This is a genomic window from Pseudomonas sp. GW822-FHT04H02, from assembly GCF_058800645.1.
In genome coordinates, this window is the sequence record NZ_JBXAMM010000002.1 from 861,610 (window position 1) to 880,889 (window position 19,280).

Below are 19,280 nucleotides of genomic sequence, written 5' to 3' on the forward strand. Positions count from 1 at the left end.
CGCATGAAGCGAATGGCCGGACTTTCCGCACTTGCCTTGATTATCTCCAGCACCAGTGGCTGCGGTTGGATCTGGGGCCCGGAAGGCTACTTCCGTGACCGGGGTAGCGATTACCTGCAAGCGCAACAAACAGCACCGATGCAATTGCCGCCGGATGTACAGACCGCCAAGCGTCTGGACCCTCTGCTGCCGATTCCGCGCAACGTGGCCGACGACAACGTCAAGGGCGAGTACGAAGTGCCTCGTCCACAGCCGCTGTCGGCCATTGCCGATGCCAGCGACTACACCCTGCAAAAGAGCGGCGATTCGCGTTGGGTCATGGCCCAGCATCCACCGGCCGAAGTCTGGCCAGTGGCGGTGCAGTTCTTCCAGGACAACGGTTTCCGCCTGGATCAGCAGCGCCCGCAAACCGGTGAGTTCACCACCGGCTGGCAGCGTTCCGACGAGCTTTCCGCGGCCGTGGCCAAGCGCCTGAGCAGTGCCGGCGTCGCCGCCGACAGCGAAACCCGCGTACGGGTACGCATCGAGCCAGGCGTGCAGCGCAACACCAGTGAAGTCTATGTGGTCAGTGCCGAGCGTCCCGCCGGCAGCACTGCCGACGTGGAGTTCACCAACCGTTCGGTCAACACCGGCCTGGACGCAGCGCTGGTGGACGACATGCTGGCAAGCATGAGCCGCACCTCCGAGAAGGGCGGTTCGGTGTCTCTGCTGGCGGCCCGCGATTTCGATACCCCGAGCCGAGTCAGCCTCAGCGAGGATGGCAGCGGCAACCCGGTACTGAACCTGGGCGCCGACCTCGATCGCGCCTGGTCCAGTGTTGGCCGTGCCCTGGAACAGGGCGAATGGCGGGTTGAGGACATCAACCGCAGCCTGGGCCTGTACTACATCAACCTGGCGGAAAAAGCCGAGAAGAAAGACGACGAGCCGGGCTTCTTCGGCAAGTTGTTCGGCAGCAAGCCGGCCAAGGAAGAGATCGAAGCCCGTGCCGAGCGCTATCAGGTTCGCCTGAGCAAGGTAGGCGAGAACGTCCAGGTCACCGTCGAGAAGAACATCAACACCGTGGCGCCGGCCGATGTGGCACGCAAAGTGTTGGGCGTGATTCAGGACAACCTGGGCTGATCCGATGCGTTTTGCCGTTCTCGGCAGTGGTAGCCAAGGGAATGGCACGCTGATCGTCAGTGCCGACACCTGCGTTCTGGTGGATTGTGGTTTCTCCCTGCGGGAAACCGAGCGGCGCCTGCTGCGTCTGGGAGTCGATCCCGCGCAGTTGAGCGCCATCCTGGTAACCCACGAACATGCCGACCACGTGCATGGCGTGGGTTTGCTGTCTCGGCGCTACAATCTACCGGTCTACCTCAGCCAGGGCACCTTGCGCGGGATGCGCAAACCGGTGGAGGTCGCGGGTTTTGTCCGCGGTGGCGAGTCGCTGCAGATCGGCGCCTTGCGCATCGACGTGATTGCCGTGGCCCACGACGCCCAGGAACCTACGCAATTTGTCTTCAGTGATGGCCAGCGGCGCTTCGGCCTGCTGACCGACCTCGGCTCCTACTGCGCCGGGGTGCTGGACGGCTACCGTGGTCTGGATGCCTTGATGATCGAGGCCAACCATTGCCGGGATCGGCTGGCACGGGGTTATTACCCGTACTTTCTCAAGCAGCGGGTTGGCGGCGACCTGGGACATTTGAACAACCATCAGGCCGCAAGCCTGGTGGCCGAATTGGGATGGCAGGACCTGCAGCACCTGGTCCTGGCTCATCTGAGCAGCAAGAACAACCTGCCGCAGCTGGCCCGGCAATGTTTTGTCGACACCCTCGGGTGCGACCCGGACTGGCTGCAACTGGCCGATCAAGATTCAGGGCTCGACTGGCGCCACATCGCCTAGCCCACCTACTTAGCAAGCGGAGCCCATCATGGAAAAACGTGAAGAACTCTACCGCGGCAAAGCCAAATCGGTTTACAAGACCGACGACGCCGACCGCTTGATCCTGCTGTTTCGCAACGACACCTCGGCGTTCGACGGCAAGCGCATCGAGCAGCTGGACCGCAAGGGGATGGTGAACAACAAGTTCAACGCCTTCATCATGCAGAAACTCGAAGCCGCCGGCGTGCCGACCCAGTTCGACAAGCTGCTGGGCGACAACGAATGCCTGGTGAAGAAGCTCGACATGATTCCGGTGGAGTGCGTGGTGCGCAACTACGCCGCCGGCAGCCTGGTCAAGCGCCTGGGCGTGGAAGAGGGCATGAAGCTCAACCCCTACACCTTCGAGCTGTTCCTCAAGGACGACGCCAAGGGCGACCCGTTCATCAACGAATCCCACGTGGTGGCATTCGGCTGGGGCACCGTCGAGCAACTGGCACGCATGAAAGAGCTGTCGCTCAAGGTCAACGAAGTCCTGAGCAAGCTGTTCGATGACGCTGGTCTGCTGCTGGTGGACTTCAAGCTGGAGTTCGGCGTGTTCAGCGACGGCTCCATCGTCCTGGGCGACGAGTTCAGCCCGGACGGTTGCCGTCTGTGGGACAAGGACACCAAGAAGAAGATGGACAAGGACCGCTTCCGCCAGGGCCTGGGCGATGTGATCGAAGCCTACGAAGAAGTGGCCCAGCGCCTCGGCGTACCGCTGTAATCGACGCAAGCATCTGATAGCACGGAAAAAATTTGCTCGGGGGGCTTCGCTTCGAGCAAAGGTGCTGTTATGATGCGCGCCGTTGGAGAGATGCCAGAGTGGCCGAATGGGACGGATTCGAAATCCGTTGTACCTTCACCGGTACCTAGGGTTCGAATCCCTATCTCTCCGCCATACAAATGAAAGCCCCGGAAATCATCGATTTCCGGGGCTTTTTTGTTGCTCGCAATCGGCCGCCCCGGGCCGTGCGCCCCCCTCGTTTTCCAGCAACGCCTTCTGCCGAACTGTTAGCGCCGGCGGAATCAGTGCGTCCTGCGCCCGGTCGATTCGGCGGTGCGTGGCCAAATATCAATAGTCCACAATACTTGATGCTGTTATCGGCTATTGGATTGATATTCCAGGAAGTTGTTATTGGCGAGTAACTTTAGTTTGTCTGTTGTTTAAGTCGGTTTTCCCTTCCGAGAAATTTCCTGTTTCTCTGCGCGAGCATTCCCGGAAATCATGCTGTAGTGATCTTGATCCAAATAAATCGACTCTTCTATATGCTTGGTCGCTGCTGGCAGACCCGATCCGAACTTGTAGTTCAAGCCGGCCGGGATGCCGGGAACAAGCAGCATTAATTAACTTTTATAAGGTCAGGCAAATCCGTTCTTCCAGGCTGGCGGCAGTATTATTGTCGGTTGCTTTCGGAGGGAAGTGTTTTGTTGTTGTTTCCTTATAATCATTTGGAAAAGGAAATCAGATGAAACGCAAGACTCTCTTGTCCATGGCAACTTCCGGGTTGATGCTGGCAGCATTGATTCCATCCTTTGCCCAGGCTACCGATGGCGTGGTGAAGTTCAGTGGCAGCATCTCTGACACCACCTGCGATATCAACGGCAAGGCCCCGGGCGAAGGTAACGAGACTAACGTTGAACTCGGTACTATCAACCCGTCTGTATTTAGCGAGATCGGCAAGACCTCTACGCTGAAACCGTTCGTACTACAGCTTTCGGGTGCCAGCTGTACTGCTGGTAAGAGCGTTTCCATCGAGTTCGATCAACTCGGCAACGTCGACCCTGCCTCCGGCAACCTCAAGCTGATCGGTAGCAAGCCTGCAAGGGGCGTGCAGATCCAGATCTACAACGACCACGGCACTACTCCGGCGAAGATCGCCCTGGGTCAGGCGGAAGCCGCACCCCAGGTCGCTACGATCTCCACTGAAAAGACTGCAACCCTGAAGTACCAGGCCGCTTACGTATCTACTGAAGCCTCCGTCGGTGCGGGTTCGGGCGTGTCCTACATCCGCTACACCCTTGCATACCAATAACAGCAGTTAGTTATTAAGGGGCAGGTCATGACGCCGACTGCGCGTTTTGTTCATTCTCTCGTTATCGGTGTCATGTTCCTGGGGATACTGTCGGGGGTCGCGCATGCCGGGATAGTACTGGAAGGTACGCGCCTGGTTTATCCAGCAGAGGCTCGTGAAGTTACATTGAAGTTGAGTAACACCGGCTCTGTGGCCTTGTTGGCGCAAAGTTGGATCGACGAAGGCGATGCCAACAAGTCTCCTGAGGAAATCAAGGTTCCCTTTCTTCTGGCCCCAGCAGTCAGCCGGGTGGAAGCGGGAGGCTCGGCAATATTGCGTTTGTCTTATTCAAAAGAACCCTTGGCAAAAGATCGTGAGTCATTGTTTTGGCTGAATGTACTGGAAACGCCACCACGGCGAAAACAGGACGAGAACGTGTTGCAGTTTGCATTCAGGACTCGGATCAAGATTTTCTTCCGTCCTGACAACTTGATTGGCAATGCGGGCATGGCTGGCGAAAAGCTCAAGTGGGAATTAAGTCGAGCAGGCGCTTCGCAAGTTCCGGTTATCAAAGTGTTCAATCCAACACCTTATTACGTGTCCTTCGGACGCATGGAAGTTGCTGTGTCAGGCCGTCGAATCGATTTGAAGCCAGGCATGGTCGCACCCTTCGGATATGAGTCTTTCCCCTGGCCAGCGAGCGCTCCGTCACAGCCGACCAAGGCATCAATTGAATATGAGGTGATCGATGATTTCGGCGGCCGAGGCCTGCTGAAAAAGTCGCTTCTTTGACGGGGTTCCTCATCACTTCTGCGGGCTTTTCAGTGGCTTGGTTTTCTTGAGGGGCAGGGATCTCGTTATGTCGCGTATTCCGTGCCATCGGCATTTGCGTGCGAGCTGTTCTGGGCCTTCATCCGGCCGCAGACGGGTTCCGGCGACGCAGTCACTGTGTCTGGCGGCGGTGCTGATGAGCAATTCCATGGTGCTGGTGGCCGACCAGGACGGCATCGCGCCGGCGACGGCAGAGGCTGCGGATACGGGCTCCAGCCAGGATGTGTTGTTCGACAGCCAGATGCTATTTCAAGGTAAGGGCACTCCCATCGATACCTCGCGCTTTCAACAATTGGGCTATGTCGCGCCCGGCACATACTTGCTTGATGTGCTGGTGAGCAGTCAGTGGCGGGCGTTGCAGGAAATCCAGTTCCGCGCCAGCGATGACCCCCAGGGCAGCCAGCCGTGCTACGACCGTTCGTTGTTGCAGCAGTTGGGTATCGACTTGAAAAAGACCGATGCGAGTCTGGGCACCCATTCCTCTCACCCTCTCATGGGCGATGGGCTGTTTTGCGGCGACCTGGGCAGCTACATCCCTGGCGCGACCACCCGCGTCAAAATTGCGGAACAGAAGATCGAGTTGTCGGTGCCGCAGCTTTTCCTGCAGCAGAACCTGTCGAAAACCTATGTCGATCCGGCGAGCTGGGATTACGGCGTGTCCGCGGCCACGCTCAACTACAACACCAGCCTGTTCAGTTCCCAGAGCAATGGGCGAAGCCAGACCGATGGCTATGCCGGGCTCAACCTGGGGCTCAACCTGGGTGACTGGCGTCTGCGTCACAGCGGCACCGCCACCTGGTCGCCGGAGGTGGGCGGCCATTATCAGCGCGGTTACATCTATGCCCAGACCGACCTGCCGGCCTGGCACTCGCAGTTGCTGGTGGGAGAGAGCGTGACCGAAGCCGATCTGTTCGACTCGGTATCGTTTCGCGGTGTCCGGCTGGCCAGCGATCCGCGCATGCTGCCCGAGAGCCAGCGCTACTACGCACCGCAGATCCGCGGCACGGCCAGCACCAATGCCAAGGTCTCGGTCTATCAGCGCGGCTACATGATCTATGAAACCTCCGTTGCACCGGGGCCGTTCGAGATTTCCGATCTGCAAGCGGCAAGCTTTGGTGGGGATCTGGACGTGACGGTCACCGAGGCCAACGGCCAGACCAGCCGCTTTACCGTACCTTTTGCCACCACCGTGCAAACCCTGCGCCCCGGCACCTCACGCTACAGCCTGACGGCGGGCAAGGTGGCGAACCCCGGGCTCGGTGGCAGCGAGCAATATGTGGCCCAGGGCACCCTGCACTACGGCCTGGATAACCAATTGACCGGTTATGCCGGCACGGCCCTCACCGGCAGCTACATGTCGGCGCTGATCGGCAGCGCACTGAATACTTCCCTCGGGGCTTTTGGCCTGGACCTGACCCAGGCCCGAACCGAGCTGCCCCGGGGCGGCAGCATGCAGGGCCAAAGCGTGCGCCTGTCCTACAGCAAGAACCTGCCCAACAGCGGGACCAACTTCTCATTGCTGGCCTACCGCTATTCCACCAGCGGTTACCTGGGCCTGCAGGACGCCATCACCCTGCTGGACCACGTCAACCAGGGCGAGAGCGTCGACTCGTTCGCCCGGGTCCGTGACCGCCTGGATATCAACATCAACCAGCAACTGGGCGACGGCGCAGGGCAGCTCTATGCCACGGGCTCCAGCCTCCAGTACTGGAATCGACAGGGCCAGACCCTGAACTTCGCCATGGGCTACAGCAACCAGTGGCGCGGTAACAGCTACTCCTTCATGGCTCAGCGCATGCGTGCTTCCAGCAGTGGTTCACGGGCAGGCGCGGGGGCGGACAACACGTTTTTCAGCTTCAGCCTGTCGATTCCCCTGGGGCGGGAAGGGCGCCGGGGTACCACGATCAACAGCTACGCCAGCCATGACAAGCGTTCTGGCGCGCACTACACCAGCGGCATTTCCGGCGTACTGGACAAGGAAGGCGACGCCACCTATGCGTTGTCCGCCGCCCATGACCAGCGCCAGGGCGAAACCTCGACCAACGCCAGCCTCAACTATTTCCTGCCCGAGGTTTCCCTGAGTTCGAGCTTTTCCCAGGGCCGCGACTATCGCCAGCAGTCTCTGGGGGCTTCCGGGGGCATGGTGCTGCATTCGGGTGGCTTGACCTTCGCCCAGACCCTGAGTGAAACCACGGGCCTGGTGCATGCTCCCGATGCCAAGGGCGCCCGGGTCGGCTATGCCGATACGCGGGTGGATGGAAGCGGCTATGCCGTGGTCTCCAGCCTGAGCCCCTATCAATTGAACACCGTGGACATCGACCCCACTGGCGTTGCCGACGACGTCGAGCTGCTGCTCAGCTCACGCCATGTGGCGCCGGTGGCGGGGGCGGTGGTGATGCTTTCGTACCCGACCCGCAGGGCGCGTGCGGTGCTGATCGACAGCCAGCAGCCCGATGGCCAGCAGTTGCCGTTTGCTGCCGTGGCCGTCGATGCCCAGGACGGTGCCGAGCTGGGGGCGGTGGGCCAGGGCAGCCGCCTGGTGCTGCGTACCGAGCAGGACCAGGGCACGATTCGCGTGGAATGGGGCCAGGAGCCGGATCAGCAGTGCCTGATCGACTACCAGTTGCCGCCCCGCGATACGGCCTCCGCCACGGGCTATGTGGTGCTTCAGCGCCCCTGCCGGGCGATGCCGGCAGGTTCCGTAGAGGAGCGGCCTTGATGGACCATCAAGGCGGATATGGCCGTCTTTGCTCCCTGCGTGGTTGCCGGTGGCTGCTGGGGCTGCTGGCCTTGTCCAGCGGCTGGGCCCAGGCCGACCTGTCGATTGTCGGCACACGGTTCATCTATCCCGCCGGCAAGCCGGCCATCAGCATCCGGGTCGGTAATAGCGGCCGTGCGCCGATCCTGTTGCAGGCCTGGCTGGACAAGGGCGACGCCGAGGCCGACCCCAGCGCCCTGGTGGTGCCGTTCGTGCTGTCGCCACCCATCTCCCGGCTCGAGCCAAGGCAGAACGCAGCCCTGGTCCTGCGCTACAGCGGCGAGCCATTGCCCGGCGATCGGGAGTCGGTGTTCTGGATCAACTTTCTCGAAGTACCGCCCCTGGCGGCCGCGAAGGACGACTTGCTGCGGCTGGCATCGCGCATGCGCATGAAGCTGCTGTACCGCCCCCAGGGCTTGTCCGGCAAGGCTGACGAAGCGGTCCGCCAGTTGCGCTGGAGCCTTGTGGCGGCGGGGCAGGCTGGCGCTGCGCTGCTGGCCGGCAACCCGACCCCGTACTACGTGTCCTTCGCTGAGGTGGCGCTGGGCAGCGGCAATCGATCAATCACATTGCAGGGGATCACCGTGGAGCCCTTCGGCTCGGCGCGGATCGCCCTGCCCGATATGCAGGGAATTACCCCGGATCAGGCGGTGGTTCATTACCAAGTGGCAACTGACAGCGGGGAGACGCTGAGTGGAAGTGCGCGGATACAAGACTGAAGTTGCCTTGGGCAAGTCATCGAACAGCCTGCTTGCGGGGGGCCTTGAACGGCGCTGGCAGCGATTGTCCGGGGGCTGCCTGGGCTTGCTGCTGATGTTGCCCGCAGTGGCGGCTGCCGCGGTGTATGTGCCCAACGCCGGGCAGGCGATGCGCGACATCCAGGCCACGCAACCGGCCTTGCCGGAGCAGCCGGCACCGGAGCTGGACCTGCCGGCGAAGCCGCCGAGCGCCCCTGCCCAGGCTCCGGACACCTCCGGCATCCGCTTGCAGGTCAACGACTTCGTGATCGTCGGCAACCAGGTGTTCAGCAACGAGACGCTGCAAGCCCTGCTGGCGGACCTCAAGGGCCAGGAGCTGGACCTGAACCAGCTGCGCGCGGCCGCCGAGCGCCTGACGACCTATTACCAGGACCAGGGCTACATGCTGGCCCGGGCCTTCCTGCCGGCCCAGGACATCGAGGACGGCGTGGTGCGTATCGAGGTCATGGAAGGTCGCTACGGACGTATTCAAGTGAACAACCAGTCCCGGGCCCTGAACTCGGTGATCACAGGCCCGTTGTCGTCACTGCACAGCGATACCGCGGTCCGCAGTGAAGATCTTGAACGCAGCCTGCTGCTGTTGAGCGACCTTCCCGGGGTCCGGGTCAAGGGCACTCTCAGTGCCGGCGAGCAGCGCGGCACCACCGACCTGCTGGTCAATGCGCAGCCCGGGCCCTGGGCCAGCGGCACCCTGGAAGCCGACAACTTCGGCGGCTACTACACCGGCGAATACCGCCTCGGGGGCAGCCTCAACCTCAACAACCCCTTGCGCCTGGGCGATCAGTTCAACCTGCGCCTGCTCGGCAGCGACGAGGACCAGCGTTACTACCGCGCCGCCTACAAGCTTCCCCTGGGCCCCTGGTCCACCAGTGTGGGCGTGGCCTATTCGCGGATGAACTACGAGTTGAGCCGGGACTTTGAGGTGCTGGAGGCCCACGGCCAGGCGAGCATCGGCAGTGTCTTCATCACTCAGCCGCTGATCCGCAGCCGCACCTTCGATCTCAGCGCCCAGTTGCAGTACGAGGACAAGCGCCTGCGCGACGACATCGACCTGTTCGAAGTCAGCAGCCAGAAGCATGTGGAACTGTGGAGCCTGAGCCTCAACGGCAACTCCCAGGACAGCCTGCTCGGCGGCGGGCAGAACTTCTTCTACCTCACCTACGGCAGTGGCCGGTTGAGCATCGACGACCCGATGGACCAGTGGCGCGACCATTTCACGGCCGGCACCAACGGTGGCTTTCAGAAGCTCAACCTCAATGCCGCGCGCCTGCAGTACCTGAGCCCGCGCTTTCAGCTCTATGGCCAGTTCAACGGCCAATGGTCCTCGACCAACCTGGACAGCTCGGAAAAATTCGGCATCGGCGGCCCCTTCGATGTGCGCGCCTATCCCCAGGGCAGCGGCAGTGGCGACCAGGGCTGGCAGGCCAGCCTGGAACTGCGCTTTCTCCTGGCCCCGCGCTGGCAGCTCAAGGCGTTTGTCGATCACGGCGCGGTGCAGGTCAACAAGAGCCCCTGGATCCACGACGAGAACCGCCGCCAGTTGTCGGGCGCCGGTGTGGGTGCCAGTTGGAGCGGTCCTTCGCAACAGATCAGCGTGACCAGTGCCTGGGCCCTGGACAACAACCAGGAAGGCAGCGGGCCCGAGCGCACGCCGCGGATCTGGGCCAGCGCGACACAGTATTTCTGAAGGCCGGCGTGTGCTTCGGAGGTGGTGCCGTCCTGCATAGGTTGCAGGGCGTTAATAAGTAGATAAGGAGTCAACGTGAATAAGGTTTATGCATTGGTGTGGAATCAGGCCCAGGGCTGCTGGAGTGTGACCGACGAGGGCGCACGCCGTCGTCGCCGCTCCGGAACACGCAAGGGCCTGGTGGTGATGGTGGCCGGGCTGCTGGGCATTGGTGTTCTGCCTGTGGCCTTCGCGTTGCCGACGGGAGGCACGGTGGTCTCCGGCACGGCGGACATCCTGACGTTCGACAATGGCAAGCAGATGTCGATCAACCAGCACTCCGACAAGCTGATCACCTACTGGAACGACTTCAGCGTGAACCGTGGCCAGACGGTGACCTTCAGCCAGCCGACCAAGACCTCGGTGGCCCTGAACCGGGTGACTGGCGTCAATGGCAGTAACATCCAAGGGCAGATCAATGCCAACGGCCAGGTGTTCCTGATCAACCCCAATGGGGTGGTATTCGGCAACAACGCCCAGGTCAACGTCGGTGGCCTGGTGGCCTCGACCCAGAACATCACCGATGCCAACTTCACCGCCGGCAACTACAAGTTCGCCGGGACCTCGCAGGCTGAAGTCGTCAATAACGGCATGATTACCGCCACCGATGGCGGCAGCGTGGCGCTGATCGGCAAGACCGTGCGCAACGAGGGTGACATCAAGGCGCAGAAGGGCAGCGTGGCCCTGGGTGGCGGCAACGAGTTCACCGTCAGCTTCGACAGCAACAACCTACTGGACCTGAAAGTCGATGCCGCGGCGATCGATGCGCTGGTCAGCAACGGCGGGCTGCTCAAGGCCGACGGCGGGCAGGTATTGATGACCGCCAAGAGCGCAGGCTCGATGCTGCAGACCGTGGTCAACAACCAGGGCGCCATCGAAGCCAACACCCTGTCGCGCAAGGCCGGCAAGATCACCCTGGACGGCGGTGACGTCGGCGTGGTCAACGTCGGCGGCTCGCTGAGCGCCAACGCACTGACTGCCATCGGCGATGGCGGCGTGGTGGAAACCAAGGGCGCCACCACCAAGGTGCAACTGGCCGCCCGGGTCAACACCCTGGCCAACAATGGCCGGGCCGGGACCTGGAAGATCAGCTCTTCGGACGTCACGGTCAATCCGACCTCCACGCCCGGTGAAACCACCGTGTATGCCGATACCCTGTCGCACAACCTGGCTACCACCAACATCGAGTTGAACAGCAAGGCCGGCAACGTGTCGATCGATGGTGATATCGCCTGGGCCAGCGGCAATCAATTGAGCGTGGCCTCGGCCCAGGACATCAGCCTCAACAAGAACCTCAAGAGCAGCGGTGCGGGCGCCCGTATCGAACTCAATGCCAATCGGGACATCAAGATCAATGGTGCCGTAGCGCTGACCGGGGTCAACAGCAGCCTGGGCCTGGACTACGGCAACAGCTACGCCCTGGGGCCGAAGGGCCAGGTCACCCTGTCCGGCAGTGGCGCCTGGTTCGACGCCAATGGCGACCTGTACAAGGTGATCCAGAACGCCGCGCAATTGCAGGCGATCGGTACCAGCCTCGACGGCCTGTATGTGCTGGGCAACGACATCAAGGGTACCGGCAGCATCAAGTCCATTGGTGGCAGTCGAGAGTTCAACGGGGTCTTCGACGGCCTGGGCAATACCATCAGTGGTTTCACGGTCAATACCGACGGCCCTTACGGCGGCCTGTTCGGTCGCTCGTCCGGCACCATCAGCAACCTCAAGCTGGCGTCGATGAACATCTACGGCGCCACCTCCAACGCAGGCTTCGGCAAAATCGGTGGTCTGGTCGGCGTAAACACCGGCCGCATCGAAAACGTCAGTGGCACCAACCTCAACGTCTTCGCCAACAGCAACCAGAACAACATTGTCGGCGGCCTGGTCGGTGTCAACGCCGGCGGCACCATCGATCGTGGCTCGATGGCCGGTACGGTGACCGGTAATGCCAACACCTCCGCCGTCGGTGGGCTGGCGGGGGAAAACAACGTCGCTTCGGCTGGCCTCGGCACCATTACCAACAGCACCACCGACGTGCGGGTGCTGGGCACCATGCAGGTCACCACCAATGGCGGCATGGGCGGCCTGGTAGGCGTCAACAAGGGCGGCCTGATTAGCGACTCTTCGAGTGCTGGCACCGTCGGTACCGGGTTCAACCGTTACGTCCAGGACCCGAACCTGGGTGGCCTGGTGGGTTACAACCAGGGTGGCAGGATCGAACGCGCCAGCTCCTCGGTCGGCGTCTGGGGGTACACCGCCAGCCGTATCGGCGGCCTGGTGGGCTTCAACAACAACGGCGCTATCGTCGACTCCAGCGCCAGTGGCGCGGTGGTCGGTGCGGGCTCCGTGGCTGCCGGTGGCCTGGTGGGCTGGAACCAGAACAGCGAGCTCAATAACGTCAAGGCCACAGGCAAGGTCAGCGATTCGACCGGTGCCAACGTCGGCGGGCTGGTGGGCAAGAACGACAACAGTCGGATCCACACGGCTGAAGTGACAGGTGATGTGGTCGGCGGAGCCAGCGGCAACATCGGTGGCCTGATCGGGCACAACTTTGGTGGCAACACCGAATATGTCGTGGCCCGTGGCAAGGTCAGCGGCGGCAACCTCAGCTACGTCGGCGGCCTGGTGGGCTACAACGACGGTGACCTGAGTTCGGCCGAGGCCAGCGGTGACGTCAGCGGCGGCGCCAACAGCTTTGTCGGCGGGCTGGTGGGGACCAACGGCGACTTTGTCGATCACCGGATCAACAGTGCCTCGGCCAAAGGCAATGTGGTGGGCGGTAGCCAGAGTTCGGTGGGTGGCCTGGTCGGCCAGAACAATTCGTTCATCACCAACTCCCTGGCCAATGGTCAGGTGAGCGGCGGCACCTATGCCCGCCTGGGTGGCCTGGTCGGCTTGAACATGGGCGATCTGCGCAACTCCGTGGCCTACGGCAACGTCAAGTTCGTGTCGAACTACGCCCAGACCTATGGCGGCCTGGTCGGGGTCAACTACGGCGACATGCGCTACAACACGGCGCTGGGCCTGGCGACTCAGGTACCCGCGGTCGGCCTGAACCAAGGCGACATTCGCAACTGATGATCCACAACCACTGATCCGAGGAATGGCAGTTGCCCCCGGTGCGCCTGGCGCACCGGGTTCCGGCTGCTGGCGGGTACCTGCTTGTCTCGTTCCTTGATGATCTTTTTTAGGGGTGGCCGCGAGCAGCCGGCCACTGTTGGGCAATCCATCTCGTTTGTGCAGAACGCTGCCCTTGTCAGGGGCGGTATCACCAAGGCGCAGACAGGGAGAAAGACAGATGATTCGCCAATGGCTGAGGCTTGTAGCCGATTGCAGACCGCTGCCCCTGTGGGTTCATGGCGTCATGCTCGCAGGGGTGCTTTGCGGCTGGGGCGGCGCAGAGGCGCAAGCGGCCTCGTTGAACGGTTATGCCAGGGATTGCAACCTCAGCAGCAAGGCCGGTTCCCCCTGGAGGCTGGTCAACCCGTTGAACACCAATACCCCGGTGGGAACCGTGTTGTGGGAGCGTACGGTGACCTTGCATACCAGTTTCAACCTGGCGATCTCCGGGAAACCGCGGGAGCTGGTGACCGCCGGACATTGGAGCCCCGGTACGCCGCAGACCGATGACGCCGCGCCTACCGATGTCGCCGGCATTGGCCTGCGACTGGACGTAGCTCCGCAAGGGCGGGAGAGAATACGAGTGACCCAGGTCACTTCTCCCATTGTCCTGGAAAAAAATGATGACCTGATCTACGAGAGCGGTTTACCCGCTCAGACCATGGTCACCCAGATTATTCAATCGCTGATCCTGACCGTACCGCCGGATCAGTTGCCCACGGGCACTCTCAAAGTGACCCAGGTAACAGGCTCGTCCTACCTGCAGTTGTATGCGTACGACCTGGAAAAAAACGAATCAACCCTGGGATCCCAATTGGGCAAGCTCAGCCCGCCGCTGACCTACAGCTGCCGCAAGAGCCTGGTCATGGGCGGCCTGGACTTCAACATGGACATCGAGCTGCCCAAGACCTGTGTGGTGGAAGCCTACAAGGAGATCGGCGTGCGCCTGGGGCGCTTCTCCCTGGCGGACTTTCCCCAGGTCAATGCCACCTCGCCCGAGGTTCCCTTCAGCATCGGGTTGAGCCGCTGTTCGATGCAGGCCCGGCCTCGCGTCAGCTTTATCGACAAGTCAGGGGGCTCTGCGGTCAAGGGCGTGCTGGGCCTGATCGATTCCACCACCCGCGGGTTCGGCATTGTCATGACCAATGGGCTGACCTCGGAGCGCATCGAGTACAGCGGCCAGAGCTACGAGATGCAGCGCATCGGCGATGGCGCAAGCATTCCCCTGCGAGCCAGCTACATCCGCATCGGCAATGACCAGGAGGTTCACGCCGGAGGGGCTGCCAACGGGGCTGCAGAGTTCACTTTTACCTTCCCATGATCGCGACCGCTCATTGAGCCGGGCCGTCCGTGGGCAAGTTCTACCCAACACCGTCGTCCAGTTTGAAGGCCTAGCGAGCGCTTCAGCGGCAGTGCCGTGCTGCAAAGGTTTGCAGTACGTAGATAAATCGATATGGAGTTTTCATGAACAAGATCTATGCATTGGTATGGAACCAGGCCCAGGGCTGCTGGAACGTCACTCACGAAGGCGCCCGGCGTCGGCGTGCCGGCTCCGGCAAGTGCCTGGTGGTGGCAGTTGCCAGTCTGTTGGCATTGACCGGGTTGCCTTCGGCGTTTGCGTTGCCCACGGGAGGGGAGGTGGTGTCCGGCAGTGCCGATTTCCATACCCAGGGCCAGCACATGTCCATCAATCAGCAGACGGACAAGCTGGTTACTCAGTGGAAGGATTTCAACGTGCAGAACGGTCAGTCGGTGACCTTCAACCAGCCCACCAGCACTTCGATCGCCCTGAACCGGGTCGTGGGTGTCAATGGCAGCCAGATTCACGGGCAGATCAACGCCAATGGCCGGGTGTTCCTGATCAACCCCAACGGCGTGGTGTTCGGCCAGGGCGCTCAGGTGAATGTCGGTGGCCTGGTGGCTTCGACCCGGGATATCAGCGATGCCGATTTCAAGGCCGGCAACTACAAGTTCGCCGGCACCTCGGCAGCCGAGGTGGTCAACCAGGGCTCCATCACTGCCGCTGACGGCGGTGGCGTGGCGCTGCTCGGGGCCAGGGTGACCAACCAGGGCACCATCAAGGCGCAGAACGGCCGTGTGGCGTTGGCCGCAGGCGATGGCTTCACCGTCAGCTTCGATGACAACCAACTGCTGGACCTGCATGTCGACAGCGCAGCGCTCGACGCGCTGGTGCACAACACCGGCACCGGCCTGCTCAAGGCCGATGGCGGGCAGGTGCTGATGACCGCCAAGAGCGCGGGTTCCATGCTGCAGACGGTGGTCAACAACCAGGGCACCGTCGAAGCCAACACCCTGTCGCAGAAGGCCGGGCGCATTACCCTGGATGGCGGCGACGTGGGCGTGGTCAGCGTCGATGGCTCGCTGCGCGCCAGTGCGCTGGACGGCAAGGGCGATGGCGGGGTGATCGAAACCCGGGGCGCCAACACTCGGGTGCAACTGACGACCAAGGTCGACACCCAGGCCAGGGATGGCCAGACGGGCACCTGGAAGATCGCCAGCAACGAAGTCAAGGTGGGCTCCTTCCTCACCGCCAAGAGCAACACCACCCATGCCGAAACTCTGTCGCGCAACCTGGCAACCACTCATATCGAACTGGCCAGTGGCAAGGGCGACGTGGCGGTGGAAAACGGGCTCTTCTGGTTCAGTGGCAACCAGTTGACCCTCTCTTCGGCCAAGGACATCCGCCTGGATGACAGCCTGTTTGCCGGTGGCGCCAATGCCCGGGTGGAACTCAACGCCCAGGGGGACATCAAGCTCAATCGTCAGCTGACGCTGAGCGGCAGCAACAGCAGCCTCGGGCTGAACCATGGCGGCAACTTTGCGCTGGGCCAGAATGGCGGCGTCACCCTGTCCGGCAACGGCGCCCGCTTCGATGCCAACGGCGAAGCCTACAGCGTCATTCAAAACGCCACGCAGTTGCAGGCGATCGACCAGGATCTGGCGGGCCGCTACGTGCTGGGCAACTCCATCGACAGCAGTGCACGCCTGACCTCCATCGGTGGGCAGCAAACCTTCAGCGGCGTCTTCGAGGGCCTGGGCAACACCCTCAGCGGTTTGACGGTCAACAGCAACGGCACCGACGGCGGGCTGTTCGCCAGTTCGTCCGGCAGCATCGGCAACCTCAAGCTGGCCTCGATGACCATCAACGGCGCCACGTCCACCACCGGTAGCAGTGCCGTCGGTGGCCTGGTGGGGCGCAACAGCGGGAAAATCGCCAACGTCAGTGCCAGCAAACTGCGGGTGAATGCCAAGGGCCGGCAGGACAACCTGGTCGGCGGCCTGGTGGGCAGCAACGCCGGTGGCTCCATCGACGCGTCGTCGGTGGCCGGTGTGGTATTGGGCAATAGCTTTACCTCGGCGGCCGGTGGCCTGGTGGGCGAGAACCGTCAGGTGGCGGGCAGTGGCGGCACCGTGACCAACAGCAGCGCCGATGTCCGGCTCACCGCCAGCATCGCCAGCAACGCCGAGGGCGGTGTGGGCGGGTTGGTGGGCGTCAATCATCAAGGGCTGATTGCCGGTTCCTCCAGTTCTGGAACGGTTTCCAGTGGTGACAGCTACAGCTACAAGGGCACCAACCTGGGTGGCCTAGTGGGTTACAACCAGGGCGGCCGCATCGAGGGGTCCCAGTCTTCGACGGCGGTCTCGGGCAATGGCGCGAGCCATGCCGGCGGCCTGGTGGGGCGCAACGAGTCGGGCCGCATCAGTGACTCTGTCGCCAGCGGCGGGCTGCTGGGCAAGAACTTTGCCACGGCCGGTGGCCTGGTGGGCCTGAACCAGGACAGCACGTTGCACAACGTCACGGCCAGTGGTTCGGTCAATGGCGGCAGCAGCCTGCACATCGGTGGTCTGGTGGGGCAGAACATCGACGGCCACATCAGCCTTGCCGAGGCCTTCGGCCTGGTCCAGGGCGCGAGCAACAGCAACGTGGGCGGGCTGGTCGGCTACAACGTGGGCGGGCTGGTTGCCAACTCAACGGCCTGGGGCAACGTCGTGGGCAAGGACCAAAGCCATGTCGGCGGGCTCATCGGCTACAACGCCGGGGACCTGAAGTCGGTGGAAGCCCGTGGTGATGCCAGTGCTGGCGCCAAGAGCGCGGTGGGCGGCCTGGTGGGTACGCATGGCGTTCTCAAGGGTGACAGCCTTATCGACACCGCTTCGGCCAAGGGCAATGTCTCCGGGGGCAGTTACAGCGTGGTCGGTGGCCTGGTGGGGCAGAACAACGCGCGGATCGTCAACGCGCTTGCCAGTGGTGAGGTTTCAGGCAGCCGGGATGCACGGCTTGGCGGCTTGGCGGGGGTGGACCTGGGTGACATTCGCCAGTCCGCAGCCTTCGGCAATATCCAGGTGATTGCGCCCAACTACGCAAGCCTGGGTTACGACCGCCCGTTCAGTCAGGCGGCCGACTTCAACCAGGGGGTGATGGGCAACTGAATCGCCCCCGGCCGTCGATAGAGGCGCTTGCCCACTTCGGATATGCCCTGGCAACCCAGGGCGTGTCCGGAATCGGCTGCCTGCTTCAGCATCGATGGAGTGTCCTGCCCTTGGGCACTTTCGATTGGCTGGCGTTTGGGCAACCTTGAAACCAACCCCTGCATCCATCGCGGATCAGGGGTTTTTTATGGCCTGCCTCAGACGCCCAGGCTTTCCAGGTCCCGTGCCAGCATCACCAGTTGGTGGGCCAGGGAGCTTTCGAGTTTTTCGCTGGACAGCTGGAAGCTCGGGGCGCCGCAGGTCAGGGCCATGATGCTGCCGTCGGCCAGGCGCAGTGGCACGCCGGCACCGTTGACGTTGCGGTCCCACTCGCCCAGTGACAGGCAGAAGCCGAACTCTTCGTATTCACGGAAGGAGTCTTCCAGGGATTTTTCCAGGGCAGGCCATTCATCACCGAGCTTTTTCGCCACTTCCCCCAACAGATGGTCACGCTCGATTTTCGGCGTGGCGGCCAGGTAGGCGCGCCCGGCGGCGCTGGTGGCCAGGGGCAGGCGCAGCCCGGGCTCCATGCGCAGGCTGGCAACTTCCGGCGGGCGGCTGCTGTCGACGTGGATCATCGACAGGCGATCGCGGCAAGTCAGGCTGACGGTGGTGTTGGTGCGGCGCGAGAACTCGTCCATGAACGGCTTGCCCAGCTGGCGCACCCGCAGGCTGGCGGAGTAGGCGTAGCCCAGGGCCAGTACCGCTGAATCCAGCTGGTACTTCTCCAGGTCCTGGTTGTACTTGAGGTAGCCCAGTTGCGTCAGGGTGTAGGTCAGGCGCGACACCGTGGGCTTGGGCAGGCCGGTGATGCGCGCGATGTCCTGGTTGCCGCGTACCGCGTGACCGTGGGTAAAGGCCCGCAGGACTTCCAGGCCTCGGGCCAGGGCTTCGACGAACTTACGGTCTTTGGGCGCTTGTTCCGGGGAGTCGTTCGGGTCTTGCATGGGGTCTTCCGGTAGGGGCTGGTGCCGGGCGCAATGCCGGTTGACCACGCAGCGGATTCGTGGAAACAAAGGAAAAATGTTATCCCGGAACCGCCGCAATTGAAATCTGCGATTCCCTGACGAAACCCGATTCCGTTCCTGACGCCATCACCGGCCAATCAAGGGCACGCCATAACCTCAGTGGCTGCCGCGCGCAGGCGGCCGCGCTTGAACACCCCTTCGGCGCTGGCCAGCAGGCGGTCCTGGGCATCCAGCAGGTCGCAGCTGGCCATGAAGATCTTGGCCCCGCCGCCGCGCAGGCGGGCCACGGCCCGGACCTCGGTGGCCGGTGGGATCGCGGCCATGTAGTTGATGTTCAGGGACAGGGTCAGGGCCAGCCGCCACTGGGCGGGGTCGGCATGCCAGGTGCCGCTCATGCCCATGGCGGTGTCGGCCAGGGAGGCGATGACACCGCCGTGCAGATTGCCGGCCTGGTTGAGGTGATGAGGTTGGACGGTGACCGCGATAACGGTTTGTGCCTGCTGGTATTCCCGCAGGTTCAACCCGAGATGGGCCGCGAATCCGCTGAACAGGCCTTGCAGCATCGAAACTTCGGGTACGGCACTCATGGGCGATGGCTCTTGGGTCAGTCCCGGTCGGGTGTCCTGGAGGGCAGGTGTTCCCCGTGGCCAGGCAGCAGTGATTGTTCTGATTGTGTTTCGCAGGGCAAATGGCTCGTTGAAATGCAGGATGTCAGCGAATAT

13 protein-coding genes and 1 tRNA gene are annotated in these 19,280 nt (G+C 62.5%); 12 read left to right on the top strand and 2 right to left on the bottom strand.

What is annotated here, in order from left to right:
- The first annotated feature begins 3 nt into the window (after window positions 1–3).
- The 12 genes from bamC to AC1RMG_RS10830 all read left to right on the top strand — a co-directional run bounded on the left by bamC (window position 4) and on the right by AC1RMG_RS10830 (window position 17,551).
- Window positions 4–1,119: an NlpB/DapX family lipoprotein gene (gene bamC / locus AC1RMG_RS10775; RefSeq protein ID WP_011059797.1), complete on the top strand. Its 1,116-nt coding sequence runs from the start codon at window positions 4–6 to the stop codon at window positions 1,117–1,119.
- 4 nt (window positions 1,120–1,123) lie between these two features.
- Window positions 1,124–1,882, top strand: a complete 759-nt coding sequence (locus AC1RMG_RS10780) for an MBL fold metallo-hydrolase (RefSeq protein WP_011059798.1) — start codon at window positions 1,124–1,126, stop codon at window positions 1,880–1,882.
- Between the two features lie 28 nt (window positions 1,883–1,910).
- A complete protein-coding gene (gene purC / locus AC1RMG_RS10785; RefSeq protein ID WP_058433542.1) occupies window positions 1,911–2,624 on the top strand; it encodes a phosphoribosylaminoimidazolesuccinocarboxamide synthase in 714 nt (237 codons plus the stop codon).
- A gap of 84 nt (window positions 2,625–2,708) precedes the next feature.
- Window positions 2,709–2,798 (top strand) — tRNA-Ser (locus AC1RMG_RS10790).
- A 568-nt stretch (window positions 2,799–3,366) separates the two neighbouring features.
- Window positions 3,367–3,933, top strand: coding sequence for a fimbrial protein (locus AC1RMG_RS10795; RefSeq protein WP_493169183.1), 567 nt, complete (start codon window positions 3,367–3,369; stop codon window positions 3,931–3,933).
- Between the two features lie 27 nt (window positions 3,934–3,960).
- Window positions 3,961–4,704 carry a fimbrial biogenesis chaperone gene (locus tag AC1RMG_RS10800; RefSeq protein ID WP_315868895.1) on the top strand — a complete coding sequence of 248 codons (744 nt, stop codon included), beginning with the start codon at window positions 3,961–3,963 and terminating at the stop codon, window positions 4,702–4,704.
- Window positions 4,705–4,879: 175 nt separating this feature from the next.
- Complete coding sequence (locus tag AC1RMG_RS10805; protein WP_493169186.1) at window positions 4,880–7,462, top strand: fimbria/pilus outer membrane usher protein; 2,583 nt, start codon at window positions 4,880–4,882, stop codon at window positions 7,460–7,462.
- Window positions 7,462–8,220 carry a fimbria/pilus periplasmic chaperone gene (locus AC1RMG_RS10810; protein WP_493169188.1) on the top strand — a complete coding sequence of 253 codons (759 nt, stop codon included), beginning with the start codon at window positions 7,462–7,464 and terminating at the stop codon, window positions 8,218–8,220. Before AC1RMG_RS10805 ends, AC1RMG_RS10810 begins: the two co-directional genes overlap by 1 nt.
- Window positions 8,221–8,314: 94 nt before the next feature.
- Entirely contained in the window at window positions 8,315–9,946 is a 1,632-nt protein-coding gene (locus tag AC1RMG_RS10815) for a ShlB/FhaC/HecB family hemolysin secretion/activation protein (RefSeq protein ID WP_202602883.1), read from the top strand.
- Between the two features lie 75 nt (window positions 9,947–10,021).
- Complete coding sequence (locus AC1RMG_RS10820) at window positions 10,022–13,057, top strand: two-partner secretion domain-containing protein (protein WP_368994469.1); 3,036 nt, start codon at window positions 10,022–10,024, stop codon at window positions 13,055–13,057.
- A gap of 220 nt (window positions 13,058–13,277) precedes the next feature.
- On the top strand, window positions 13,278–14,420 hold the full coding sequence (locus AC1RMG_RS10825; protein ID WP_262214182.1) for a fimbrial protein: 1,143 nt from the start codon (window positions 13,278–13,280) through the stop codon (window positions 14,418–14,420).
- A 143-nt stretch (window positions 14,421–14,563) separates the two neighbouring features.
- A complete protein-coding gene (locus AC1RMG_RS10830; protein ID WP_493169191.1) occupies window positions 14,564–17,551 on the top strand; it encodes a two-partner secretion domain-containing protein in 2,988 nt (995 codons plus the stop codon).
- A 197-nt stretch (window positions 17,552–17,748) separates the two neighbouring features.
- On the opposite strand, the gene AC1RMG_RS10835 is transcribed toward AC1RMG_RS10830, so the two are convergent.
- Together AC1RMG_RS10835 and AC1RMG_RS10840 are read right to left on the bottom strand one after the other, a co-directional pair.
- Window positions 17,749–18,537 (bottom strand): IclR family transcriptional regulator, encoded by a 789-nt coding sequence (locus AC1RMG_RS10835; RefSeq protein ID WP_015634531.1) that lies wholly within the window; start codon window positions 18,535–18,537, stop codon window positions 17,749–17,751.
- A gap of 158 nt (window positions 18,538–18,695) precedes the next feature.
- Entirely contained in the window at window positions 18,696–19,145 is a 450-nt protein-coding gene (locus AC1RMG_RS10840; RefSeq protein ID WP_019093300.1) for a PaaI family thioesterase, read from the bottom strand.
- Between the last annotated feature and the right edge of the window lie 135 nt (window positions 19,146–19,280).